General features: G+C 43.7%; 16 protein-coding genes. 6 read left to right on the forward strand and 10 right to left on the reverse strand.

Annotated elements, in window-relative coordinates:
* Nucleotides 1-5 precede the first annotated feature (5 nt).
* Together GL182_RS11875 and GL182_RS11880 are read right to left on the reverse strand one after the other, a co-directional pair.
* On the reverse strand, nt 6-1,184 hold the full coding sequence (locus GL182_RS11875; RefSeq protein ID WP_163379898.1) for an ATP-binding protein: 1,179 nt from the start codon (nt 1,182-1,184) through the stop codon (nt 6-8).
* Nucleotides 1,185-1,223: 39 nt separating this feature from the next.
* A complete protein-coding gene (locus GL182_RS11880; protein ID WP_163379899.1) occupies nt 1,224-4,655 on the reverse strand; it encodes an ATP-binding protein in 3,432 nt (1,143 codons plus the stop codon).
* 132 nt (nt 4,656-4,787) lie between these two features.
* Between GL182_RS11880 and sucD the strand changes: the two genes are divergently transcribed.
* From sucD to GL182_RS11895, 3 genes are all read left to right on the forward strand, one after another.
* Nucleotides 4,788-5,669: a succinate--CoA ligase subunit alpha gene (gene sucD, locus GL182_RS11885; protein ID WP_163379900.1), complete on the forward strand. Its 882-nt coding sequence runs from the start codon at nt 4,788-4,790 to the stop codon at nt 5,667-5,669.
* Between the two features lie 196 nt (nt 5,670-5,865).
* Entirely contained in the window at nt 5,866-7,824 is a 1,959-nt protein-coding gene (locus GL182_RS11890) for a DUF1592 domain-containing protein (protein ID WP_163379901.1), read from the forward strand.
* A gap of 80 nt (nt 7,825-7,904) precedes the next feature.
* Nucleotides 7,905-9,290 carry a DUF1552 domain-containing protein gene (locus GL182_RS11895; protein ID WP_163379902.1) on the forward strand — a complete coding sequence of 462 codons (1,386 nt, stop codon included), beginning with the start codon at nt 7,905-7,907 and terminating at the stop codon, nt 9,288-9,290.
* Nucleotides 9,291-9,359: 69 nt separating this feature from the next.
* Here GL182_RS11895 and GL182_RS24280 read toward each other — a convergent pair whose 3' ends face one another.
* Nucleotides 9,360-9,548 carry a hypothetical protein gene (locus GL182_RS24280; RefSeq protein ID WP_240469798.1) on the reverse strand — a complete coding sequence of 63 codons (189 nt, stop codon included), beginning with the start codon at nt 9,546-9,548 and terminating at the stop codon, nt 9,360-9,362.
* On the opposite strand from GL182_RS24280, the gene GL182_RS11900 reads away from it, so the two are divergent.
* A complete protein-coding gene (locus tag GL182_RS11900; protein WP_240469799.1) occupies nt 9,533-10,861 on the forward strand; it encodes a c-type cytochrome domain-containing protein in 1,329 nt (442 codons plus the stop codon). The two genes, GL182_RS24280 and GL182_RS11900, sit on opposite strands and share 16 nt — an antisense overlap.
* 49 nt (nt 10,862-10,910) lie before the next feature.
* Entirely contained in the window at nt 10,911-12,374 is a 1,464-nt protein-coding gene (locus GL182_RS11905) for a PhoPQ-activated pathogenicity-related family protein (RefSeq protein ID WP_163379904.1), read from the forward strand.
* Nucleotides 12,375-12,377: 3 nt separating this feature from the next.
* On the opposite strand, the gene GL182_RS11910 is transcribed toward GL182_RS11905, so the two are convergent.
* Entirely contained in the window at nt 12,378-14,513 is a 2,136-nt protein-coding gene (locus GL182_RS11910; RefSeq protein WP_163379905.1) for a PQQ-binding-like beta-propeller repeat protein, read from the reverse strand.
* Nucleotides 14,514-14,605: 92 nt separating this feature from the next.
* On the opposite strand from GL182_RS11910, the gene GL182_RS11915 reads away from it, so the two are divergent.
* Complete coding sequence (locus tag GL182_RS11915; RefSeq protein ID WP_163379906.1) at nt 14,606-15,109, forward strand: SixA phosphatase family protein; 504 nt, start codon at nt 14,606-14,608, stop codon at nt 15,107-15,109.
* Here the strand turns inward: GL182_RS11915 and GL182_RS11920 are convergent.
* The 6 genes from GL182_RS11920 to GL182_RS11945 form a co-directional block, all read right to left on the reverse strand.
* Complete coding sequence (locus GL182_RS11920) at nt 15,096-15,827, reverse strand: SDR family NAD(P)-dependent oxidoreductase (protein WP_163379907.1); 732 nt, start codon at nt 15,825-15,827, stop codon at nt 15,096-15,098. The genes GL182_RS11915 and GL182_RS11920 overlap by 14 nt on opposite strands.
* Nucleotides 15,828-15,858: 31 nt before the next feature.
* Entirely contained in the window at nt 15,859-17,223 is a 1,365-nt protein-coding gene (locus GL182_RS11925) for an MATE family efflux transporter (RefSeq protein WP_163379908.1), read from the reverse strand.
* Nucleotides 17,224-17,233: 10 nt separating this feature from the next.
* Nucleotides 17,234-17,776: an NUDIX domain-containing protein gene (locus GL182_RS11930; RefSeq protein WP_163379909.1), complete on the reverse strand. Its 543-nt coding sequence runs from the start codon at nt 17,774-17,776 to the stop codon at nt 17,234-17,236.
* Nucleotides 17,777-17,836: 60 nt separating this feature from the next.
* Nucleotides 17,837-18,319: an Lrp/AsnC family transcriptional regulator gene (locus GL182_RS11935; protein WP_163379910.1), complete on the reverse strand. Its 483-nt coding sequence runs from the start codon at nt 18,317-18,319 to the stop codon at nt 17,837-17,839.
* Nucleotides 18,320-18,529: 210 nt separating this feature from the next.
* Nucleotides 18,530-19,669: a tol-pal system protein YbgF gene (locus GL182_RS11940; RefSeq protein WP_240469825.1), complete on the reverse strand. Its 1,140-nt coding sequence runs from the start codon at nt 19,667-19,669 to the stop codon at nt 18,530-18,532.
* Between the two features lie 265 nt (nt 19,670-19,934).
* Nucleotides 19,935-21,116: an NAD(P)-dependent oxidoreductase gene (locus tag GL182_RS11945; RefSeq protein WP_163379912.1), complete on the reverse strand. Its 1,182-nt coding sequence runs from the start codon at nt 21,114-21,116 to the stop codon at nt 19,935-19,937.
* Nucleotides 21,117-21,184 lie beyond the last annotated feature (68 nt).

Here is a 21,184-nt window from a genome sequence, read left to right on the forward strand (position 1 = left end):
AAAACTTATTTTTTTGCAGGAATTTCCAGATTGAATTCGGTACCCTTGTTTACTTTGCTGATAAAACTGATCTTTCCTCCGATTACTTCAATGCATTTCTTGACAATAGAGAGACCCAGACCAGAGCCTTCCCTCAAGCCTACGTTTTTACCTCTGAAGAAACGATCAAAAAGCTGAGATTGTTCCGCATCCGAAATCCCAATCCCCTCATCTTTGATCGATAGCTTGAGTAAGTCATCTTCGTGATGGACCTTAAAAGTCACTTTCCCCCCATCTTTAGAATATTTAACTGCATTGGAAAGCAGATTTTCCAGGATCTGGTAGAGCAAATCCATATCGGAGGTGATCATTTTGGGTAATTTTTCAAATGACGTCACGATTTTCACATCATTGTCAATCCCTGCCTTAACCATGTCTACCACCTCATTAAGAAAAGCGGAAGTGTAGATCCGTACAGGCTTATAATTCATTTTATCGGCATCTGCTTTTCCGAAAAACAAGACACTGGTCAGCAGGCTGTTCAGGTTTCTGACGGAATTTTCTATTTTTGTAGCATGTTTTACGATTTTGACCTTGTGAGGATGGTCTTTTTCAGCATACATTTTCAGCAACTGTGCAGAACTCAATATAGAGGTGAGGGGTGTTTTAAAACCGTGAGAAACATTTTGGACAATCCTGGATTTTAATTCACTCAATTCCCTTTCCTTTTCCAGCGCTTTCTGCAATTCCTTATTGGCTTCATTCAGGTCAGCTGTTCTTTTCCTTACTTTTTCTTCCAGCTCATTGTTCAGGTTCTGCAGCTCTTTTTCCTTTTTGTCTTTAAATATGGCCAGTTCTATGACCATATTGAGCTCCCTGATATTAAATGGCTTGATTACATAAGCACTTGGATTGGTAACGGCTACTTTTTGTAAGGTTTCCGAATCAGAACTTGCCGTAAGGTAAACCACGGGAATGTTGTATTTTTCATTGATGATTTCAGTGGTTTTGATACCATCCAGTTTACCGGAAAGGTTGATATCCATCATGACGATATCCGCCCGGTTGTTTTTCAAAATTTCCAGAGCCATTTCTCCTGAATCGGCCATTCCAATGATTTGGTGGTGATTCTTTTCCAAGGCTTTTTTGAGCAAAAGTGCCGAAACGGTATCGTCTTCGGTAATTAATATTTTAAGAGAAAACATACTTACAAAATTATTAAAATCACGGATCTCCATAGGGCATCAATCATCTAAAGGAAGAGAAATTTTCACCAATGTACCCTTATCCTTTTCACTTTCAACCTGAATATGACCACCCAGGCGTTCAACTAAATGCCTGGTAATGGCCAACCCTATTCCTGACCCTTCAAATTTACGGTTAAAACCCTTACTTTCCTGCTCAAACGGGTAAAACAATTTCACCAAATAATCCTGACTGATTCCCACCCCTTCATCCTGTACATGGAGTACCAACTGTTTTTCAACTTTTTCCACCCGTATTTGAATCATTCCCTTTTCGGAATATTTTATTGAATTACCGACCGTATTATTCACAATTATTTCCAAACATCTCCTTTCCACCTTTGCAAAAAAAGGTTTGGTGATAAATTTTGTCGAGACTAAGATACCTTTTTTTATTCCGGCAGATTTATGTTTAAGCAATATTTTTGAAATAAAATCATTGATGTTGGTATTTTCAAGCATCAAATCGACTCTATCTGACTCGATCAGGGAAAGGTCCAGGATATTTGTCATGGTATGGAGCAATCTTTCTCCACTTTCCCTGATGATTTCCAAATGGCCCTGCAAATCATCATCTCCTGTTCTATTTTGTATCAGGTGCTCTGCACTTCCCAATATACCATTGAGGGGGGTTCTGACCTCATGACTCATGTTGGAAATAATGTTACTCTTTAACTGACTGACTTCCTCTGCCTTATCCCTGGCTATTTTCAATCCCTGTTCATAGGCCTTCTTACTCGATACATCCCGAAAAACATTCAAATAAAGCGGCTTCCCATCATAATCTTCCTTCATTCTGGTAATGAACAACTCTATCTCTTTTTTCCCTGAGCGAAAAGGCATCTCCAACTCGCAGGTAAATCCATTGCCATCAATATTTTGAATGTCTCCTTTAATTTGGTTGCGAATCGTAATGTAATAAGCAGGATCGGAGAAAAGATGGCCCAGTCCATAGGTCTGTAAGGATTTTTCGGTCACCGATGCCATTCTGCAAAGATTGGGGTTAGCCGCTATTACCTGCCCTCCCAAAACAGATAGCAATAAACCATCCTGTGAACTATTCCAGACATTCCGAAACCGGTCTTCCCTGTTTTCAATTTCAATGGTTTTTTGGTTTAAGGAATTTTTTAATACCCCCTGGTGCTTTGCCTGTCTGTAGAATGTATTGATACCATACCCCAGCGCAATCAAAAAAGCAATGACCAAAAGAATAAACCATACCTGGAAATAATAGGGATTGTCAATTTGAAATTCTGAGGAATAAACGGTCTCAGATTCAGGATACCCTACCAGGGAGGCCTTCATGGCCAACCGATAGTTTCCGGGGGGGAGGTTATTGAAATACAATTCGTTGCTTCTTGGATTCTCCACTTTTTGCCATTCCGAATGAAATCCCTCTAATCGGTAATATACCATCAGGTTTGGGGAATTGAGGAAGCTGGCAGCACTGAACGCACACACGATATTATTCAGCTGATAGGGAATGGTCAGAAAATCAGTTTCTACAGGCTCTGCATCCACCACGGCCACTTTATTCAGGTTTACCAAAGGGCTGGAAGGGTAACTCAGGTCTTCCTCAGGATAATACACCGACACCCCATTTTGGGTACCAATAAACACCCTTCCCTTATCCGCCAGTACCAATGCCCCTCTGCCAACATCATTCCCAATCAGGCCGGTATTTTCATCAAATAACCGCAAACGGTCCTTTTCATGAAGGATAACACCTGAGTCAGTACCTAACCAAACGTACCCCTTGTCATCTTCTAAAATCGCATAAACCGGATGATTTATTATCTGCCCATGCAAAAGTGCCGGAACCAGCTCACCATTATCATAGGAAAAGTAACCTTTTTCTGTCCCCAAAAACAAGGTATCATTTCTCTCCAGGTAGTCGTACCCCTTTACCTTGATCAGGTCACCATACGCCATGATTTCCTGATTGGGAGAGGGGCTATCCGATACAAAAACGATCCATTTTCCGTTTTTTAGCTGCCCAAATTTCCGGATAAATCCCAGCGATACATTTTCCGGCAATCCTAAATCAAACACTTCCAGTTTGGGGGCAACTCCCTGCCTGGGAAGTTTTGCGGTGTAAATTCTATCTTCCCCTGCAACCCATAAATGGCCATCTTTAGCGAGTACATAAGTTACAATTTCCTGATTGGGTAGCTGAAAAATCTGGTAATCCATGGTGCCGGCATTAAAGAAACCCAATCCATATTCATAGGCAGAAAACCAAACATTCGCATTTTCATCCTGACTAAAATTCAAAACCCGCTCTCGTCTGGTAGGGGAATTCCCATCTGAAAAAATGTGGGTTTTTACCGGTCGGGAGCCATTCCAGACCTGAATGCCATTTTCAAAACCTGCCAGGTATTTCTGCCTGTCATATTTGATGGCAGCTGATACATCCGGATTTGGAATGCCCGTCCTCTGGTCAAAATTCTGAAATCTGGTACTTGCCAGATTGGCCAAACCCCGAAAGGTGCCCACCCAGATAATCCCTTCCCTGTCCACCATGGCTGTATTGACCTGATTGACCCTCAAATCATCATAGGCAGAAAGTTCAAATCGTCGTTTGGTAGCCAGGTTGTACTGATAGAGCTGAGAATTGAAATAAAAATACAGTTTATCATGCTTATAAAAAAGGTCAAAGGCATCATTTGACCCAATCATCTCCTCCCTGAAATCCTGATACAGCGTATCGATGGGATTTCCAGCAGCATCTCCCTGGTACAAGGCATCTTTGGTTAAATAAAAAAAGGATTCCCTTTCCTCCAAAAAAATCATTTTCACGATTGGTTCTTCATTCTTAGCCTGAAAAAAACTTTCCTGGGGTTGAAGCCGCTCATTTTCCAGCCGGTAAACACCCTTCCCGAAGAAAAACAAGGTGTCGGTTTCAGAGACGAAATGAGAATAATATGCTCCCATACCTTTGGTCATTAAAGCAACCGCTTCTTTTTCAGGCTTTTTCTGATAAATTATTCTATCCGGCAATACCAAAAATTTTTGTTGGTTTTCAGCAGCACCCAAAGTGAAGAAATGCATATCACTGAAAAATGTTGCCGTATCTACCGATGCTACCAGCTTATCTTCCTTCCTCCATTTTTCCAAATTGAAATGGTACACCAAAGGTTTCCCTGCACTTTGATATACCCATACCATACCTTCTTCATCCACCCAGACTTTCTGATGAGCGGAAAATACTCCTTGAATGCTGTCCGGAAGGCTAAGTGGGGTAATGCCATCGGAATATTGAACGCCCCGGTTGCTGGAAACCCAAACAAAACCCCGTTTGTCCTGAGAAAGGGAATTGATCTGGTTAGGAATATGACCGAAACCCTTGACTTGCTTGTTAAATTTATAAGTTTGACCCCAAGCCAATCCCTGGACCAAAAGCAGAAAAATTAAAGAGATTAATTTGTTCATATCTTGTCAAACTGGTCCTAAAAATATAAAAAGTTATCAATACTCTAAATTAAATTGATAATGTTTGCCAATTCTTTTTGTGATCGCTCTTTATCTTCTATTTTTGTACCGAATTAATTATAAAGTAGATATATGAGCGTACTGGTAAATAAAAATTCTAAAGTAATTGTTCAGGGCTTCACCGGCACTGAGGGTTCATTTCATGCCCAACAGATGATCGAATATGGCACCAATGTGGTTGGCGGTGTGACGCCGGGAAAAGGGGGGACCACCCACCTGGGAAAACCTGTTTTCAATACTGTAGAAGATGCTGTCAAATCAAAGGGAGCGGACACTACCATCATTTTTGTACCTCCGGCTTTTGCAGCAGATGCCATTATGGAAGCAGCAGACGCAGGAATCAAAACCATCATTACCATTACAGAAGGAATTCCTGTCAAGGACATGATGAAAGCCAAACCTTTCGTAAAAAGGAAGGGTGCTGTTTTAATCGGGCCCAACTGTCCCGGAGTAATCACCCCGGGTGAGGCTAAGGTAGGCATCATGCCCGGATTTGTTTTCAAGCCGGGACGGGTAGGTGTAGTGTCCAAATCTGGAACCCTTACTTATGAAGCTGCGGATCAGATCACCAAAGCCGGTCTTGGCGTTTCTACCGCCATTGGAATTGGCGGAGATCCCATCATCGGTACTTCCACCAAGGAAGCCGTGCAAATGCTGATGGAAGACCCGGAGACAGATGCCATCGTAATGATTGGAGAAATCGGAGGTAACTATGAAGCTGAGGCCGCTAAGTGGATCAAGGAAAATGGAAATAAAAAACCGGTGGTCGGCTTTATTGCTGGGCAAACCGCCCCGGCAGGCCGAAGAATGGGGCATGCTGGCGCCATTATCGGAGGTAAGGATGATACAGCAATGGCTAAAATGCGGATCATGAAGGAAAATGGGATTTACGTAGCTGAATCTCCGGCCGAAATTGGAGAAGTTATGGCAAAAGCGCTGGGCGTGGATGCCTGATTTTATTCCTCAGAAAAATAGAATGTACATGGCATGAAAAGGAAACCCCAGGGTTTCTTTTTTTTTGTCTTTCACTTTTTAGTGGGAAGAAAGTGATGGGATTACCATCTATCAAAATAGTATTGGAAAAATCAGAATTTTTCCTTTACTTTCATTTCATCTGATAGCAAATACCCAAATAACATATATCCCTGCGATGAAATCATTTCTTTTCCTCGTTTTTTCTATATCAATCCTGAATCCTGTATCTGCACAGGAAACCCTGGATTATTCCACGGAAATCATACCGGTACTTCGCAAACATTGTTACAACTGCCATAATGTGGGCAATCCCAAGGGAGGGGTAAACCTGGAAAGATATGAAGAAGAGGGGCGAATAGTAAAAGAAGGGCAGCTCTGGCTGAAGGTAGTAGACATGGTCAAAACCAAAGAAATGCCCCCTTCCAGCAAACCGGCGCTAAATGATGAAGATTACCATGTTTTGGTAGAAGGCATCAACGGTATTTTGATTAAATCCCTGGAAAAGAAAACTCCCGGAAAGGTAATCATCCGAAGATTGAGCCATACCGAATACGAATATACCATCTTTGATTTGACAGGTATTTCCTATGATGCTACAGGAAGGTTTCCAGCAGATGGTTCTGGAGGAGGTGGATTTGATAATCAGGGAGGATCATTATTTTTCACTCCATTGAAAATGGAAAGGTATTATGATGCGGCAGAAGAAATTATTTCCAATGTATTTGATGTTCCGCAAAAATGGCAGCAACTGGTCCCGATTCATTACCGGCAAAACCTATGGCAACGGTTCATCAACTGGTTGATGCCCAAATTTATTTCAGATTTCAAACCAGTAAATCCACCGGAGGCAGCCGCAGAAGAAGTGATTTTCCCCTTTGCCAGCAAAGCATTCAGAAGATTGATAAAGGTGGATGAAAAAGAAAATTTCATCAAGCTCTTCAAGCAGGTTTACCAAACCATGCCAGAACAAACAGATCCCCAAAGATTCAACAGATCTGTAGCAGAGGTATTTAAAGCCATTTTAATTTCCCCTTCCTTTTTATACAAAATGGAAGAAGAACCTGTGGTTAACGAACCGGTACCATTAAGTGATTTTGAATTGGCCAACCGGCTCTCCTTCTTTTTATGGTGCAGCATGCCGGACGACGAATTATTCCAACTCGCAGTCCAGGGAAAGCTGCAGGAACCCGGAGTGTTAGAAAGTCAAGTCAGCAGAATGCTGGAAGATCCGAAATCTATTCGTTTTGCGGAATCTTTTGTCAGCCAATGGCTGGGCATCAATAAATTAAAAGATCCCAATGCGCCATTGGCAGAACTTGCACGTTTCCCTCAATTCACCCAGAACATTAGAGAAGCCATGTTTAAGGAGACGACCGCATTTTTTCACCATGTACTCACCGAAAGGAAGAATTTCCTCGACCTGATTTCCAGTGATTATTCATTTCTAAATGAAGATTTGGCCAGCTATTATGGCATAAATGACGTGGAAGGTGAGGATTTTAGAAAAGTAAACCTGGCCAATCAAAATAGAGGAGGATTCTTGGGAATGGGAAGTGTTCAGGCCGTTACCTCACTACCTACCCGTACCAGCCCAGTGCTCCGAGGAAAATGGGTTTTGGAAGAAATATTAGGGACCTCCCCGCCCCCGCCCCCCCCGGATGTGGCTGAATTGCCGGAGGATGAGGGGCTGCACGAAGACCTGGGCTTAAAAGCACTCCTGGAAAGGCACCGATCTGATCCCGCCTGCCAGTCCTGCCATGAAAAAATGGATCCTTTGGGTCTGGGCCTGGAAAACTTTGACGCAGATGGTAAATGGAGAGAAAGTTACGGTAATACACCCATTGATCCTTCTGGGGTGTTGGCTTCCGGCGAAACCTTTGAGGGTCCAGCTGAACTGAAGAAGCTGTTGTTGGGTGAAAAAGAGAAATTTGCGAGGAATATATCTAAAAAATCGCTCTCCTTCGCTATTGGACGGGGCATGACCTTTACTGATGAAATGGCCATCAGAGACCTGTCTGCTGTGCTGATGGAGAATGACTTTAACCCGGACACCTTTATTGCGGCATTGGTTAAAAGTTATCCCTTTCGGATGAAAATCAAGGATTTTCAGAAAAAGGTCAATGAAATAGATTAAAATATTTGATAATCATTGCTTTGCATGATAAAAAATGAATAATTTACTTACCAAAGCAAGACCAGAAAACGAGAGCATCCATGAGTAAAAAGTGGCAAATATCCAGAAGAAAAATGTTAAAGGGTGTAGGCGCAGCCATCGCCCTTCCTTTTATGGAGGCAATGGCATCTCCGCTGAGCCTGAACACCTACAGCAATGATGGCTTTCCTGTCCGCTCTGCTTTTATGTTTATGCCCAATGGTGTTCATCCTGGACGCTGGACCCCACAAGGCATTGGTAAAAACTTTCAGCTTTCGCCGACCCTTTCTCCCCTTAGTCACCTGAAAGACGACATACTGGTATTGGGTCAGTTGATGAACAAAAATGCCATCTTCCAGGGAGCAGATGGACATTATGCCAAAACGGCCAATCTATTGACTTGTATGCCCATTCAAAAAACGGCAGGGGATAACATCAATAGCGGAGGCATATCAGTGGATCAGCTGATTGCCAATCATTACAAAAATGAAACCCTTTTCCCTTCTCTGGAATATGGATTGGACCGCATCAAAACCGGCGTGGACATCAATGTGGGATTCACCCGCCTGTATGCCAGCAGCATTTCCTGGAAAAATGCCACTACTCCACTGTCCAAAGAAATTGATCCCAGACTGGCGTTTGACAGGCTGTTTAAATCCTTTGTCCCGGGTAACAATGCAACGGAAAACCCCTACAAAAGTAGCATACTGGATGCGGTATTGACCGATGCCAAATCACTGAAAAACAACCTGGGGCGATCCGATCAGGATAAGCTTGAAGAATACCTAGAATCCATCAGGTCCATAGAAAAAAGGATCAACAACCAGTCCAACATAAAAGATTTTTCCAGTAAAATTACTCCCGATATCAAAAAGGAGCTTGTACGGGTAAATCAAAATATTGATGAATATGTAGAAGTCTATGCAGGTGTTGACGTCACGGAGAAAACCAGGCTGATGTTTGATATCATGGCACTGGCACTGTGGAGCGATGCCAGCAGGGTGGCTACTTTTATGTTTGGCAATTCGGTAAGCAACAGGAATTTTTCATTTCTGGAAGGGGTGAATGGCGCACATCATTCCATTTCCCACCACATGAACCATCCTGATAAAATGGATCAATATGATCGGATCACCAAATGGCACCTGGAACAATATGCCTACTTTTTGGATAAACTGAAATCAATCAAAGAAGGAAACGGTACCTTGCTGGACAACTCGCTGGTTATGTTTGCCTCCGGGTTAAGAGATGGTAACCGGCACTCCCCCAGAGATTTACCCATACTTGTGGGAGGACATGGAGGTAGAAAAATAAAATCCGGCCAAAACCTGATTTTTGACGAAAACACCCCACTGGCCAACCTGTATACCACCTGGATGCAAGCGGTGGGCATAGAAAAAGAATCTTTTGCAGACAGTACCGGGCTTTTACCTTCCATCATGGCCTGATTTTTAACAATCAATGTACCTCAAAACAGTAATAGTTGTCAGGATCAGCAGGTCCTGCTACCAGGAATTTTATGGATAAACATAAGCACCCCACCCAAGAGCAAAAAGCAGTTTTATTCCAAAAGAAAGGCCTGCCATTCCTTCTTTTGCCGCTTGGCCTTTACCTGTTTTTATTGTTCTTGCCGTTTGAAACATCCACACAAAATCCATTATTGATTTTTTTAGGGAGATTTCATCCCCTGATGCTTCATTTTCCAATCGTGCTGATTCTCCTGACTACTACTTTTGTATTGGTGGGGAGATTGAATCCCCATTTTGAAAAGCCGGTAATAATTCGCTCATTATTGGGAAGCTCAGTACTCTTTACCCTGGCAGCCATAATGGCAGGATACCTGCTTTTTATTTCAGACACCTATACCGGAGCTTTGGCCAAAAACCACTTTTATGGCGCCCTCATTACCGGAGGGGGGATTACGCTCAGTTTCATCTGCTATGAATGGATGAGCACCAAAGGCAGACCTCCCGGATTAATTTTTTTTCTTTTTCTGGGCCTGACCAATTTCTCACTGGCTTATACCAGCCATATGGGTGGATCCCTGACACATGGATCAGACTACCTTTCCGAACCATTGGTAAGCCTGTTTCCTCCCAAAATGGAACAAAAAAATCCGGAAGACATGCTCTTGTATGAAGACATCGTCGCCACTGTTCTGGAAACCAAATGTGTCAATTGCCACAATGAAAACAAGTCCAAGGGGGACCTGTTGCTGGACAGCCATGAAGCTTTATTGGCTGAAGGTAAAAGCGGTCAGAAAGCCGTAGTTCCCGGAAACCCCGAAGGCTCAGAATTGATGGTGAGGATTCAGCTTCCCGAGGAACATGATGACCGGATGCCACCGGAAGGAAAACCCGGATTGACGGAAAACGAGCTTGCCGTGCTCACCTTCTGGATAGAAAAAGGGGCCTCTCAGGAAATCAAGCAGGGTGAAATTGAAGACGATGTTATTATGACCAAACTGGAAGAAATGATGCCTGATATCCAACAAGCGCAATTTAAAATTCTGGAAGAAAAAGCAGCATTTGAAGCGGCACAAAAAGAACTGGAAAGCATTGCCTCCAATTTTGGGGTTACAGTGGCTCCGGACAGGCAGGTGAATGAAAAATATTTTGAAATGAAAATGAAATTTCCTCCTCCCCCTTTTGGTACAGAGGAATTACAAGCCTTTTCACCCTATTTCCCCTATTTTTCCCGGATATCCCTGGCATCCACTAATGTGAGCGACGATGACCTGTTTTATCTGGCAAAAATGAGTCAATTGCGGGAGTTGGTATTACAAAAAACGGCCATTTCCGGAGAAGGCCTACCCTATTTGAAAGACCTGCCCTATCTGGAAGTTTTGAACCTGTCATTTACGCCAATGGAAGATGCCCACCTGTTACATCTCCTGGAATTCAAAAGCCTGAAAAAAGTCTACCTGTTTGGTACACCTGTAAAAAAAGAAATAGTAGCTGCTTTTCAAAAACACAAACCGGAAATAGCCATTATTTTAGAAGAGGGGCCATCAAATTAGTGGCCTTTTTATCCAACTTATGGGTATTATTATCGTAAAACGACACCTTATGCTTCACAAACACCACCTATCAGCCAAAGCAGGACTTTATTTAAATACAGTTCTGATATTTTTGTTGTTATCTAGCTGTCAAACCGACAGAAAACCTGAAAACAAACCCTCAGAGGTCAGGGGCATAGACTTGCTTAAAGCCTATGTAGCAGAGGACCAGGAAGCATTTGATTACGAGTTGGTCCTCGAGTCGCAGGCTGAAGGATATTCCTATTATGTCCTGAAAATGGTTTCCCAGGAATGGCTGACAACTGCTGAAGTCGACTCCACCCATTGGTGGCATTGGGTGTCCTTTGTCATTCCAGACAGCCTTCACCACGACACCTCATTGCTGATGGTCACAGGTGGGAGTAGCCAATCCAAACTGCCTCAAAAGCCGGATGAGCTCATTCTGCAAGCAGCAATGGCTACGGGCTCTCCAGCCATTAAAGTCCATAATATCCCCTATCAGCCGGTGCGCTATGTAGGAGATACCCTGGAAAAAAGGACAGAAGACGGGTTGATTGCCTATGGCTGGAGGGAGTTTATGGAAAGAGGCGCTACAGACGAAGCAGCTATCTGGTTGGCCAGGTTTCCCATGACAAAGGCAGTGGTTTCAGCCATGGATGCTGTGGTGGATTTTACCGGACAGGAATTGGGGCTGAGATTAGAAAAATACGTGATAGCCGGTGGTTCTAAAAGAGGATGGACTACCTGGACCACCGCTGCTGTGGACGATCGGGTAGTGGGTATGGCACCACTTGTTATTGATATGCTGAACTTAACACCTTCCTTTAAGCATCATTGGCAAACCTATGGTTTTTGGGCACCGGCAGTGGATGACTATACAGAAGAAGGTATTTTTAACTGGATGGACAGCCGCGAATTTCAGCGGCTTACTGAAATAGTAGAACCCTATCATTTCCTGGATGCCTATGCCGAAATCCCCAAATTACTTATAAATGCATCCGGAGACCAGTTTTTCCTTCCTGATAGCTGGAAGTTTTACTGGGACGAATTGCCGGGAGAAAAACACCTGGCCTATATTCCCAATACCGGTCATTCATTGGATAAATCGGATGCAGCACAGGTATTATTGGGATTCTACGCCCATATCATTTCGGACCAAAAGCGACCTGATTACCACTGGGACATCAGCGACGAAGAGATTTCCCTGCAAATTGATCCTGAAAACCCCCCGGTTGCCATTAAATTATGGACCGCTACCAATCCTGAAAAACGAGATTTCAGAATAGATGAGCTGGGTCCTGCCTGGACCGCCAGCAATGTCCCGGTTTCCGCTGACGGAAATTATAATATCCCCATTCAATCTCCCGAAAAGGGCTGGCGTGGGCATTTTGTAGAATTGACCTATGCGGGGAATACTCCTTTAAAGTTTACCAGTGGCATAAAAGTCCTCCCGGAAGCCTATCCTTATGAGCCCTTTGTTCCTGAGTCTCCCCAAGGTACTCCGATAGAATAAGCCTTATTCAGCCAGGGTAAAAGCCAGGTAGTAATCTCCTGAGGGTGTCCCCATTTTGCCACCGCCAGCAGCAATTACCACATACTGTTTGCCATTTACGGCATAGACAGCCGGGGTAGCGTAGCCTCCGGCCGGCAACTTATACTTCCACAGTTCTTCCCCGGTATCCTTGTCAAATACCCGGAAATATTCATCCTTGGAAGCCCCGATAAAAACTAATCCACCGGCAGTTACTACCGGTCCTCCGTAATTTTCGGTGCCCGTCTGGGGTATTCCTCTGGCAGTCAATTCAGGAAATTCTCCCAGGGGTACTGACCAGGCAATACTCCCCCTGTTCAGATCAATCGCATTCAATGTGCCCCAGGGCGGCTTTACTGCGGGATAACCTTCCTGATCAAAAAAACGGTTGTATCCGGTAGTAGTATAAGGAACAGCATCCTCGTTGGATTCAGCTCCTATCAGGTGATCATCCTGGCTTTCATCGGGTTGTAGGAGAAAATCGATAATGGCTTCCCTGCTTTCGGTTTTTACTTGTTGAAAAGCAGGCATCCTTCCCCTGCCTTTGGCCATCACTGCAGCGATCTCTTCCCGACCAAGGCGGTTTCCAATATTTCTTAGGGAAGGGAATGCCCCTGAATTATCCCCGGCCAGATCCGGACCGTGGCACATTCCACAATGTGTAAAATAAGCAGATTTACCCGCAGTAACTTCCCCGGTGGAAGTAGGAACCATTGTCAGGATCCAGGGCATTTCATTCGCATTCACATAAAGCATCCCTGATTCCGGATCATAGGCTGCTCCACCCCACTCACCTCCTCCATCAAAACCGGGGAAAATTACGGTTCCTTCCGTACTGGGAGGTGCAAAAGTATGCCCATAGTTTAGCCCCTGGATTTTTTCCCTGACATAGGCAGTGGCTTCCGGAGAAATATCTGTGATCTCTTCCGCTGTGAAAACCTGCCTGGAAAATGGGGGAGGGATAGTCGGAAGGGGTTGTGAAGGCGCCACTTCCTCTCCCTGCAGACCGGAAGGAGGTACAGCTACCTCTTCTATGGGATAAACGGGTTCACCCGTCTCCCTGTCAAATATAAACACCCGGCCTGTCTTTGTAATTTGTGCCACGGCACTAATTTCCCTGCCATCCTTCTTAATGGTCACCAAATTGGGAGGAGCTGGCAAATCCCTGTCCCATACGTCATGCCTTACCGTTTGGTAATGCCATATCCTTTTCCCGGTATTGGCGTCAAGGGCCAACAGGGTATTGGCAAACAGGTTATCTCCCAATCTATTACCCCCCCAGAAATCAAAAGCTGCCGATCCGGTAGGAACGAAAACCAGACCCATTTCCTCATCCAGGCTCATTCCTGCCCAGCTATTGGCCCCTCCCGAGGATTGATAGGCATTTTCCGGCCATGTTTCATGGCCAAACTCTCCTGGCTGGGGAATGGTGTGGAAAATCCATTCCAACTCCCCGCTCAAAACATTAAAAGCCCTGATATAGCCGGGAGCAGCATCTGAACTTTCAGACACCCTTGTGCCAATGATCAGTTTGTCCTGATAAATGACTCCGGGAGTAGAAGAAATCACGTACAGTTCCTGAGCCCAATCTCCCAATCCCTCCTTTAAAGACACCTTACCGCCATCCCCGAATTCAGGAATCAATTTCCCTGTCTCAGCATCCAGGGCAAACAAATAGGGACCCGCAGCATAAAACACCCTGCCCGTATCCTCTGATTCCCAGTACATCAATCCCCTGTTGACACTTCCTCCTATTTCATGGTCTTCATGGGGATCAAAATCCCATAGCGCTTCTCCGGTAGCAGCATCCAGGGCAAAGGCCTTCAGGGTAGGGCTGGTTCCGTATAACACGCCACTGATGATCAATGGATTACATTGAATCTGGGTATTCCCTTTCTCCTTCAGGTCTCCCGTTTGGTATTTCCAGGCCAGCTTCAGGGAGGATACATTTTCTCTGGTGATTTGGTCCAGGACAGTATATTGGGAACTGCCTTTGCTTCCGAGGTAGGAAGACCAGTCCTCCATATCCTGCGGCTGGCCTGCCGGCTGCTGCTTACAGGAAATCAGAACCATAACGGTAAACATCCAAAAAGATGCATTGCGTATATTCAAAATATTCATCTAAATTAGGTCAATTGTTCCTGACAAATATATCAAATTTGATCAAAGCAACATGAACAGAAAGAAATGGCTGAATTAAATAACTGATAAAGATGAAAAAACTACTGATTTGCCGGCATGCCAAATCTTCCAGGGACGAACCCGGATTAAATGATCATGAACGACCTCTGGCCAAAAGAGGATGGCGGGATGCCCCGCTCATGGCCAAAAGAATAAAAACCAACCACATTTATCCGGAACAAATCATTTCTTCCGATGCTTTACGGGCTTTGCAGACGGCAGAAGTTTATCTGGAAACTTTCCGCAAGGAGGATGTTATTTTCGAAAAGACTGCAGAACTCTACCATGCTTCAGTTAGTGATATTTTAGAAGTGGTCCGCCATGCCTCTGACAGGGTAAACACCTTGTTTATTTTTGGCCATAATCCCGGATTTACAGATTTGATCAACCATTTGGGAGAAAGCCTGGACAACCTGCCCACCGCAGCTGTTTTCGGATTTACTTTTGCCACCAACAGCTGGAGTAAGCTTTCCAGGGAAAATGCTTCCTTCTGGTTATATGATTTTCCCAAAAACAGTTCCCCTAAAATTTTCTGACATCCTGTAATACACCGTTAAACTCCTGATGGTTATCGATCAAAAATTGTACTTTAAGAGCGACTTCTTCCGCTGTGCTGAGGGCACCCTCAGATTTGAAGGATTTAAATTTTGAAAGGCTGCTAAAATTCTCCTCAGAGGCGGAGCGAATGGTCTCCTGCATGGGAGTATCGATGATTCCCGGAGAAAGGGCAAACAACCTGAAGCCCCTGTTTCTCAAATCAGACTCCTGCTGGGCAATGGCTGTCATTTGATTGAGAGCGGCTTTAGAGGCACTGTACCCGGACCAGCCATCGGTCACTTTGCCAGCAGCTCCTGAACTGATATTGATGATCAATTTCTCAGCCGGAAGCTGGTCATATTTTTTCATAAAAGCGTTCATCAGTAAAGCCGGGGCAATCACATTTATCTGATAGATATCCTGAATGGATTGGGGTGAGATATATCCTGTATGGGCGATTTCACCGATCCAACCTGCATTATTGATCAAAACAACTTTTTTGAATGGCGAATCCGGCAGTATTTCATCCAATTTTTTAATCAGCGATTCCACATCCCCCAGGTCAAGACTTATGCCGGTAAAATTCTTCTCTGATTTAAGCACGGATCGGGCAATTCCAATCACCAGGTTGTTTTCATTGGCCTTCAACTGGTCGCTCAGGGCTTTTCCCAGGCCCTTACTTGCTCCAGTGATGATGTAACAGTTGTTGTAATCCATAGCAAAATTGTTTTTTTTATGATTCAGCCATTTAGGTGGCTGGTTTCCTTTGTGATTGTCGGTACAAGCGCAAACTTAAGGCATGAAACCTATAAATCAACATGATGGCCGTCAGGGTTAACCCGATCAAAAGTCCGGACCAAATTCCCATTTCCTCCCATCCCAAGCCAAATGCCAGGAAATAACCCAAGGGAAGCCCAATCACCCAATAAGCCACCAGGGTGACCAGTGTGGGTACTTTTACATCTGAAAGCCCCCTCAATGCACCTAAACCAACCACCTGGAGGCCATCTGACAATTGGAAAAAAGCGGCAATCACCAATAGGCTTGCTGCCATTTCCACCACCTGTACGTCATTGATATAAAGCAGGGGAAGTTGGTTTCTTGTCAACAGAAAAACGATAGCGAAAGACAACATAAAGATCGCCACCATCCCAAAAATGGAAAAGCCTACCGTTCTCAGTTTTGATATATCCCGTTTTCCCAGCTGGTTCCCCACCCTGACCATGGCAGCCGCAGACAAACCCGAAGCCATCATGTAACTTATGGATGCCAGGTTAATGGCAATCTGGTGGGCAGCCAGGGCATTGACTCCTATCCAACCCATCATGATGGCTGCTGTACTGAAAGCTCCCACTTCAAATACAAATTGCAATCCGGTAGGAATGCCTATCTGTACCATTTTCTTTATGATTGAAAACCTGATGTTTTTTGCGTTGAAGGCTTGAAGAAGTTTTTTATACCTCCCGGAACGGGTTACATATAGGTAGATGACCCATGCCATCAAAATCCTGGAGATCAAGGTAGCCCAACCAGCCCCATTTAAACCCAACTCAGGAAAGCCCCAATTGCCATAAATTAACAGCCAGTTCAGCCCTATGTTGAGCAGGTTGAAGATTACTGTGATATACATGGCTTGCTTGGTCTGGGATAGCCCTTCAATAAATTGCTTATAGGTCTGGAAAAACATGAAAGGAACCAGAGAAAATGCGATGATCAGCAGGTAGGGAATAGCGAGTACTACCACTTCCTCGGGTTGTTTCAGAAATTTTAAGCCCGAAGAAATACCAAGAATGAATAGAAACAACACGAAGGCGGAAAAACCATTGATAACCATGCCATGATTCAACAACCTGCCAATTCTCCCCTTTTTCCCCTCTCCGTCAGCTGCAGCCACCATGGGTGTCACGGCCATCGAAATGCCAATACCAAACATTAGGATCAGAAAGAAAATGCTATTGGCCAGGGATGCAGCAGCTAATGGAGTTGCACCCAGCCTTCCCACCATGACATTATCTGCCACACCCACCATTACCTGACCCAATTGGCTAAGCATCACAGGATATGCCAGACGAAAAGTAAAGGCAAAATCTGCTTTAAATGCACTCAAATTCATGAATCAATAACTATACTTGCTTTAAAATAATGGCCGTTTTTAAAACTGCTGCTATACTTATACCATCCGTGATTTGTCCTTTCATCACCATTTGCAACACCTCAGCAAACGGTAAGCGCCAAATCTTCAGGTCTTCTGTGTCATCAAACGCTGTTTCGCCCTCCTGCAGGTCTTCGGCAATAAAAACGAAACCTACCTCATCTGTGACCGAATTGGATGTATGGATTTTCATAATCTCAGTCCATTTTTCAGCCGTTAGCCCTGTCTCCTCCTTCAATTCTCTTTTGGCACTTAGCAAAGCATCCTCATCAAGCGGTCCTCCTCCCATAGGGATCTCCCATGAATATTCATCCAGGGTATAGCGGTATTGGCCCACCAACCAGGTATGCAGATCTTTGTCCAGCGGCACTATACCTATGGCCATATTTTTGAAAGACACCTTACCGTAGATGCCTTCCTTTTGCCTGGGAGTAATCACCTGATGTTCTGACACCTTAATCCAGGGATTATCATACACCTTCTTTTCCGAAATTTTTGTCCAGGGATTTTTCATTATAAAAAAAAGGGTGACATCAAGCCACCCTTCAAAGAATTTGAAATGAATGAATGTGATTTATGCAGGGATGGGCAATACCTTGCTGTCCTTAAAGGTAGAAAGAATGACCATGGATTGCATGGAGTCTACTTCTTTGATTTCACTGACTTTCTCCAACATCAATTTCTGATAGGAATTGATGTCTTTAGAGATGATCTTCAGGATGAAATCACCAGTCCCTGTAATGTGATGGCATTCAATCACTTCAGGAATCTGGTCAATTTCTTTCATAAAGGCGTCTATATTCGCCTTATTATGCCCGATAAGGCCTACCAGTACGAAAGTACTTACTCCCAAACCTATTTTTTCAGGGTCCAACTTGGCGTGGTAGCTTTTGATAATGCCAGATTGCTCCAGCTTTTTCACCCTTTCCAGGGTAGGAGCAGGAGATAAACCTATATCTTTTGAAAGCTGTGCATTGGTTATTTTTGCATTCGCTTGAAGGATCTCTAAAATTTTACGGTCGATTTTGTCAAATTTCACTTTTATGCTATTATCCATATTGTAAAGAATTTACCGAATTATATGTGGTACAAAGGTAATCCAATTTATATTTATTTTAAAGACATTTACGAAAAAAACGCAAGCGTGGACGAAATATTGTTATTAAATTGTCAATTTAATTAAAATAATTGCTCTTACTGTTTTGTCATTCCTGAGAAAAGATAAACTTCCTCTCGAATAAGCCTATCAATAACAGTTTAGTACCGGTCAAAGTTTATTCTTTTTTAAAAATGTTCTGGCTTCTTTGTGAGCAGGATGTTTTCTTTTGGCATTACTTTTTACAGCTTCGAAATATCTCCTGGCCTCTGCTCTATTGCCCTGACCAAGATTGATTTTTCCCAACTGAACGAGGGCAAAAAGGTAATAACCGCTTTCCTGCGATTCCAGTTCATTCCCAAAAGTAACTGTTTGCAGGTAATGCTTTTTAGCCGCCTCATATTGTCCCATTTTATCAAAATACTGTGCCGCAAAAAAGGAAGCATACCTGCCGCTATTGGCTTCATATCCGGTCCATCCATCTGCGATGCGTTTCAGGACTTCCAAGGAAACCTCCATGGCTTCCTTGCCCCTGCCTACAGCATACAACTGACGGGCAAAAAACCGGTGAAAATAAGGGTTATTGGGGTACTTTTCATGCAAATAAGCGGTGATTTCCAGGGCTTTAAAAGGTTTTTTCTCCTCGGATGCATACAAACGAAAGAGAAAATACTGCGCCTCCACCCGGGCATAAAAAGCATTTTCAGAAACTTCCTCCAATTGTTTGAGGCCGAGCTGCTGATCACCTTTGGGAAAAAGCAACATCACCGGTCTGAGCAGGGGGTAATTATCCGGTATCCAAACTGAAAAATAGTTGAACAGGGCGTCTCCGAGCAATAGCTCCGGGTTCAATTCTTCCTCTCCCCTGCTCAATTCCATGTATTTCAATGCATTCTTTCCTGCAAAAGTAGCACTGGTCCAATTTTTTCTCTCACTGTGCAATCGACCCTGAAAACCATAAGCCCCTGCCAGAAAAAAAGCAGCTTCCTTATTGTCCGGTTCACGATCCAAAATGGCTTCTGCCTTGTCAATGGTAAGGTCCATGTAACGCAAGAAAAGTGCATCATGAGATTCATTCTCCGTTGCCACGGCAATTTTCCACCATTGGCTGAGCCCCATCAAAAAGTAAGGCAGGGGATGATCGGGATAACTGTAACGCATCACTTCAAATCCCCTCTCAGCATTTTCAAAATCAAAATTGTACATGCTGTTTACCGCATCGGTGATCCTGAACTGAAGCCCTTTGTCGAGTAATAAATATTCACTTTCTCGCTCCCCAATTTGAGTCATGGCTTCCATTTGAGCCAGCAAGGGTAGACCGGGTATCAGAAAAGCCCAGCAAATAAACAGGTAACCTATAATTCTATTCTTCAATTCTCGCTATTTTTCAGGTCAAAATCACTACACGAAAAACAAAACAATAATGTTCTATAATTAATTTCGATTGTGCTGCGAAATTTGCTTTTACAGGCTTTGCACATTAAACGAAAAAACAGACCCATTAGACCAAAACCACATCAGATGCGATCCTGGCCAATGGATCTGTAAACAGCAATAAGATAAAAAAATTAACAGCTTACCTTCTGACAGACTCCTTCTTTAAGGATAGGTCTGTCAATGTGCTTTTCCAGGCAGTCAATGCCAGGGAATCCGGAATATGGATATCATCAAAAGTAATCAATTCACCTTGTTCAATATTTCTCTTCAACTCAACATTGCTGAGCAAACCTATGGGTACATGGGTCATGGCATCTTCAATTTTCAAAGCCTCTCCCCTGACTTCCATTCCGCCAATACCTTTGTCAATGACAGAACCTGCAGAAAGATCCTTTTTTGCGATGGCACCTACGCTTACTGATGGTGTAGCACCATTATCCAGCAATATTTCATCATGGTTTACCAGATTCAAAATGGTATTTGGAATCTCAAAAAAGCAGAGATGCATGGGCTTATACAATAAATAAAAAGGTCCATCTCCCATTTTATAGGTTTTGAGCTCAGCGGCAAGGTCCTCCTGATGTGTGGCGGCAATAAACACCCCGGGAGGCGATTCTCTGGAAATAATGTAATCACTGATTACTTTTTTCTCATTTTGCGCAATTTCAGCCAGCGCAAAGGCTCCTTTTTCAAAATCAGAGGTTTCATAACCTACCAAACCCTGCTGCACAATATCCAAACCAAGGCCATTGGCTATCAGAGCCTGCTCAATTTGAAGCTTGGTCCCGTCAGTAAAGGAGGTAACCGAACTCAGACTATAACCCTGCTTCTGTCCCCAAAACAACATGTCCTCCAGGGATGGATTCTTATTCAGAAAGCCTTTGATGTTACCATATACCAAAGGATCAAATCCCATTTGAATGATTTCCTGATTAAGCGCTGCCAGACAACCAGGCTGATCCCCGTTTGCTTCCGTGATCACCCCTCTTTTAGACAACCAGGATCCGGTGACAACCTGTGTATCTGCATCCATGGTCACTACCGGTAATCCGTACTCAAAAGCACTATGGATCACACGAGTAGAATACAACGTGTCCCCGGTACTTACCACAATCAAGTCTGAAGATTCAAAAAGCCTTTCAGGTTCGGTAGTGAGGAAATCCTGACCTACGCCCAGGTCCTCAATTTTACCCTTCCTTCTGGTCAGAATCTTTGAGATGACCATATCATCTCTTCTGGCAATCAACTTTGCCAGCCCTCTGCCGATACCGCCGGTTCCTGCGATACCAATTCTTAATTTTTTGCCGTTTTGTGATTTCATATTAAAAATTTTTATGCTGTTTTTTCAAGACGATGTAAAGATAGGTAAAAAAATCTAAAAACCATTTT

The sequence above is a fragment of the Cyclobacterium sp. SYSU L10401 genome (assembly GCF_010993705.1).
GTDB lineage: Bacteria > Bacteroidota > Bacteroidia > Cytophagales > Cyclobacteriaceae > Cyclobacterium.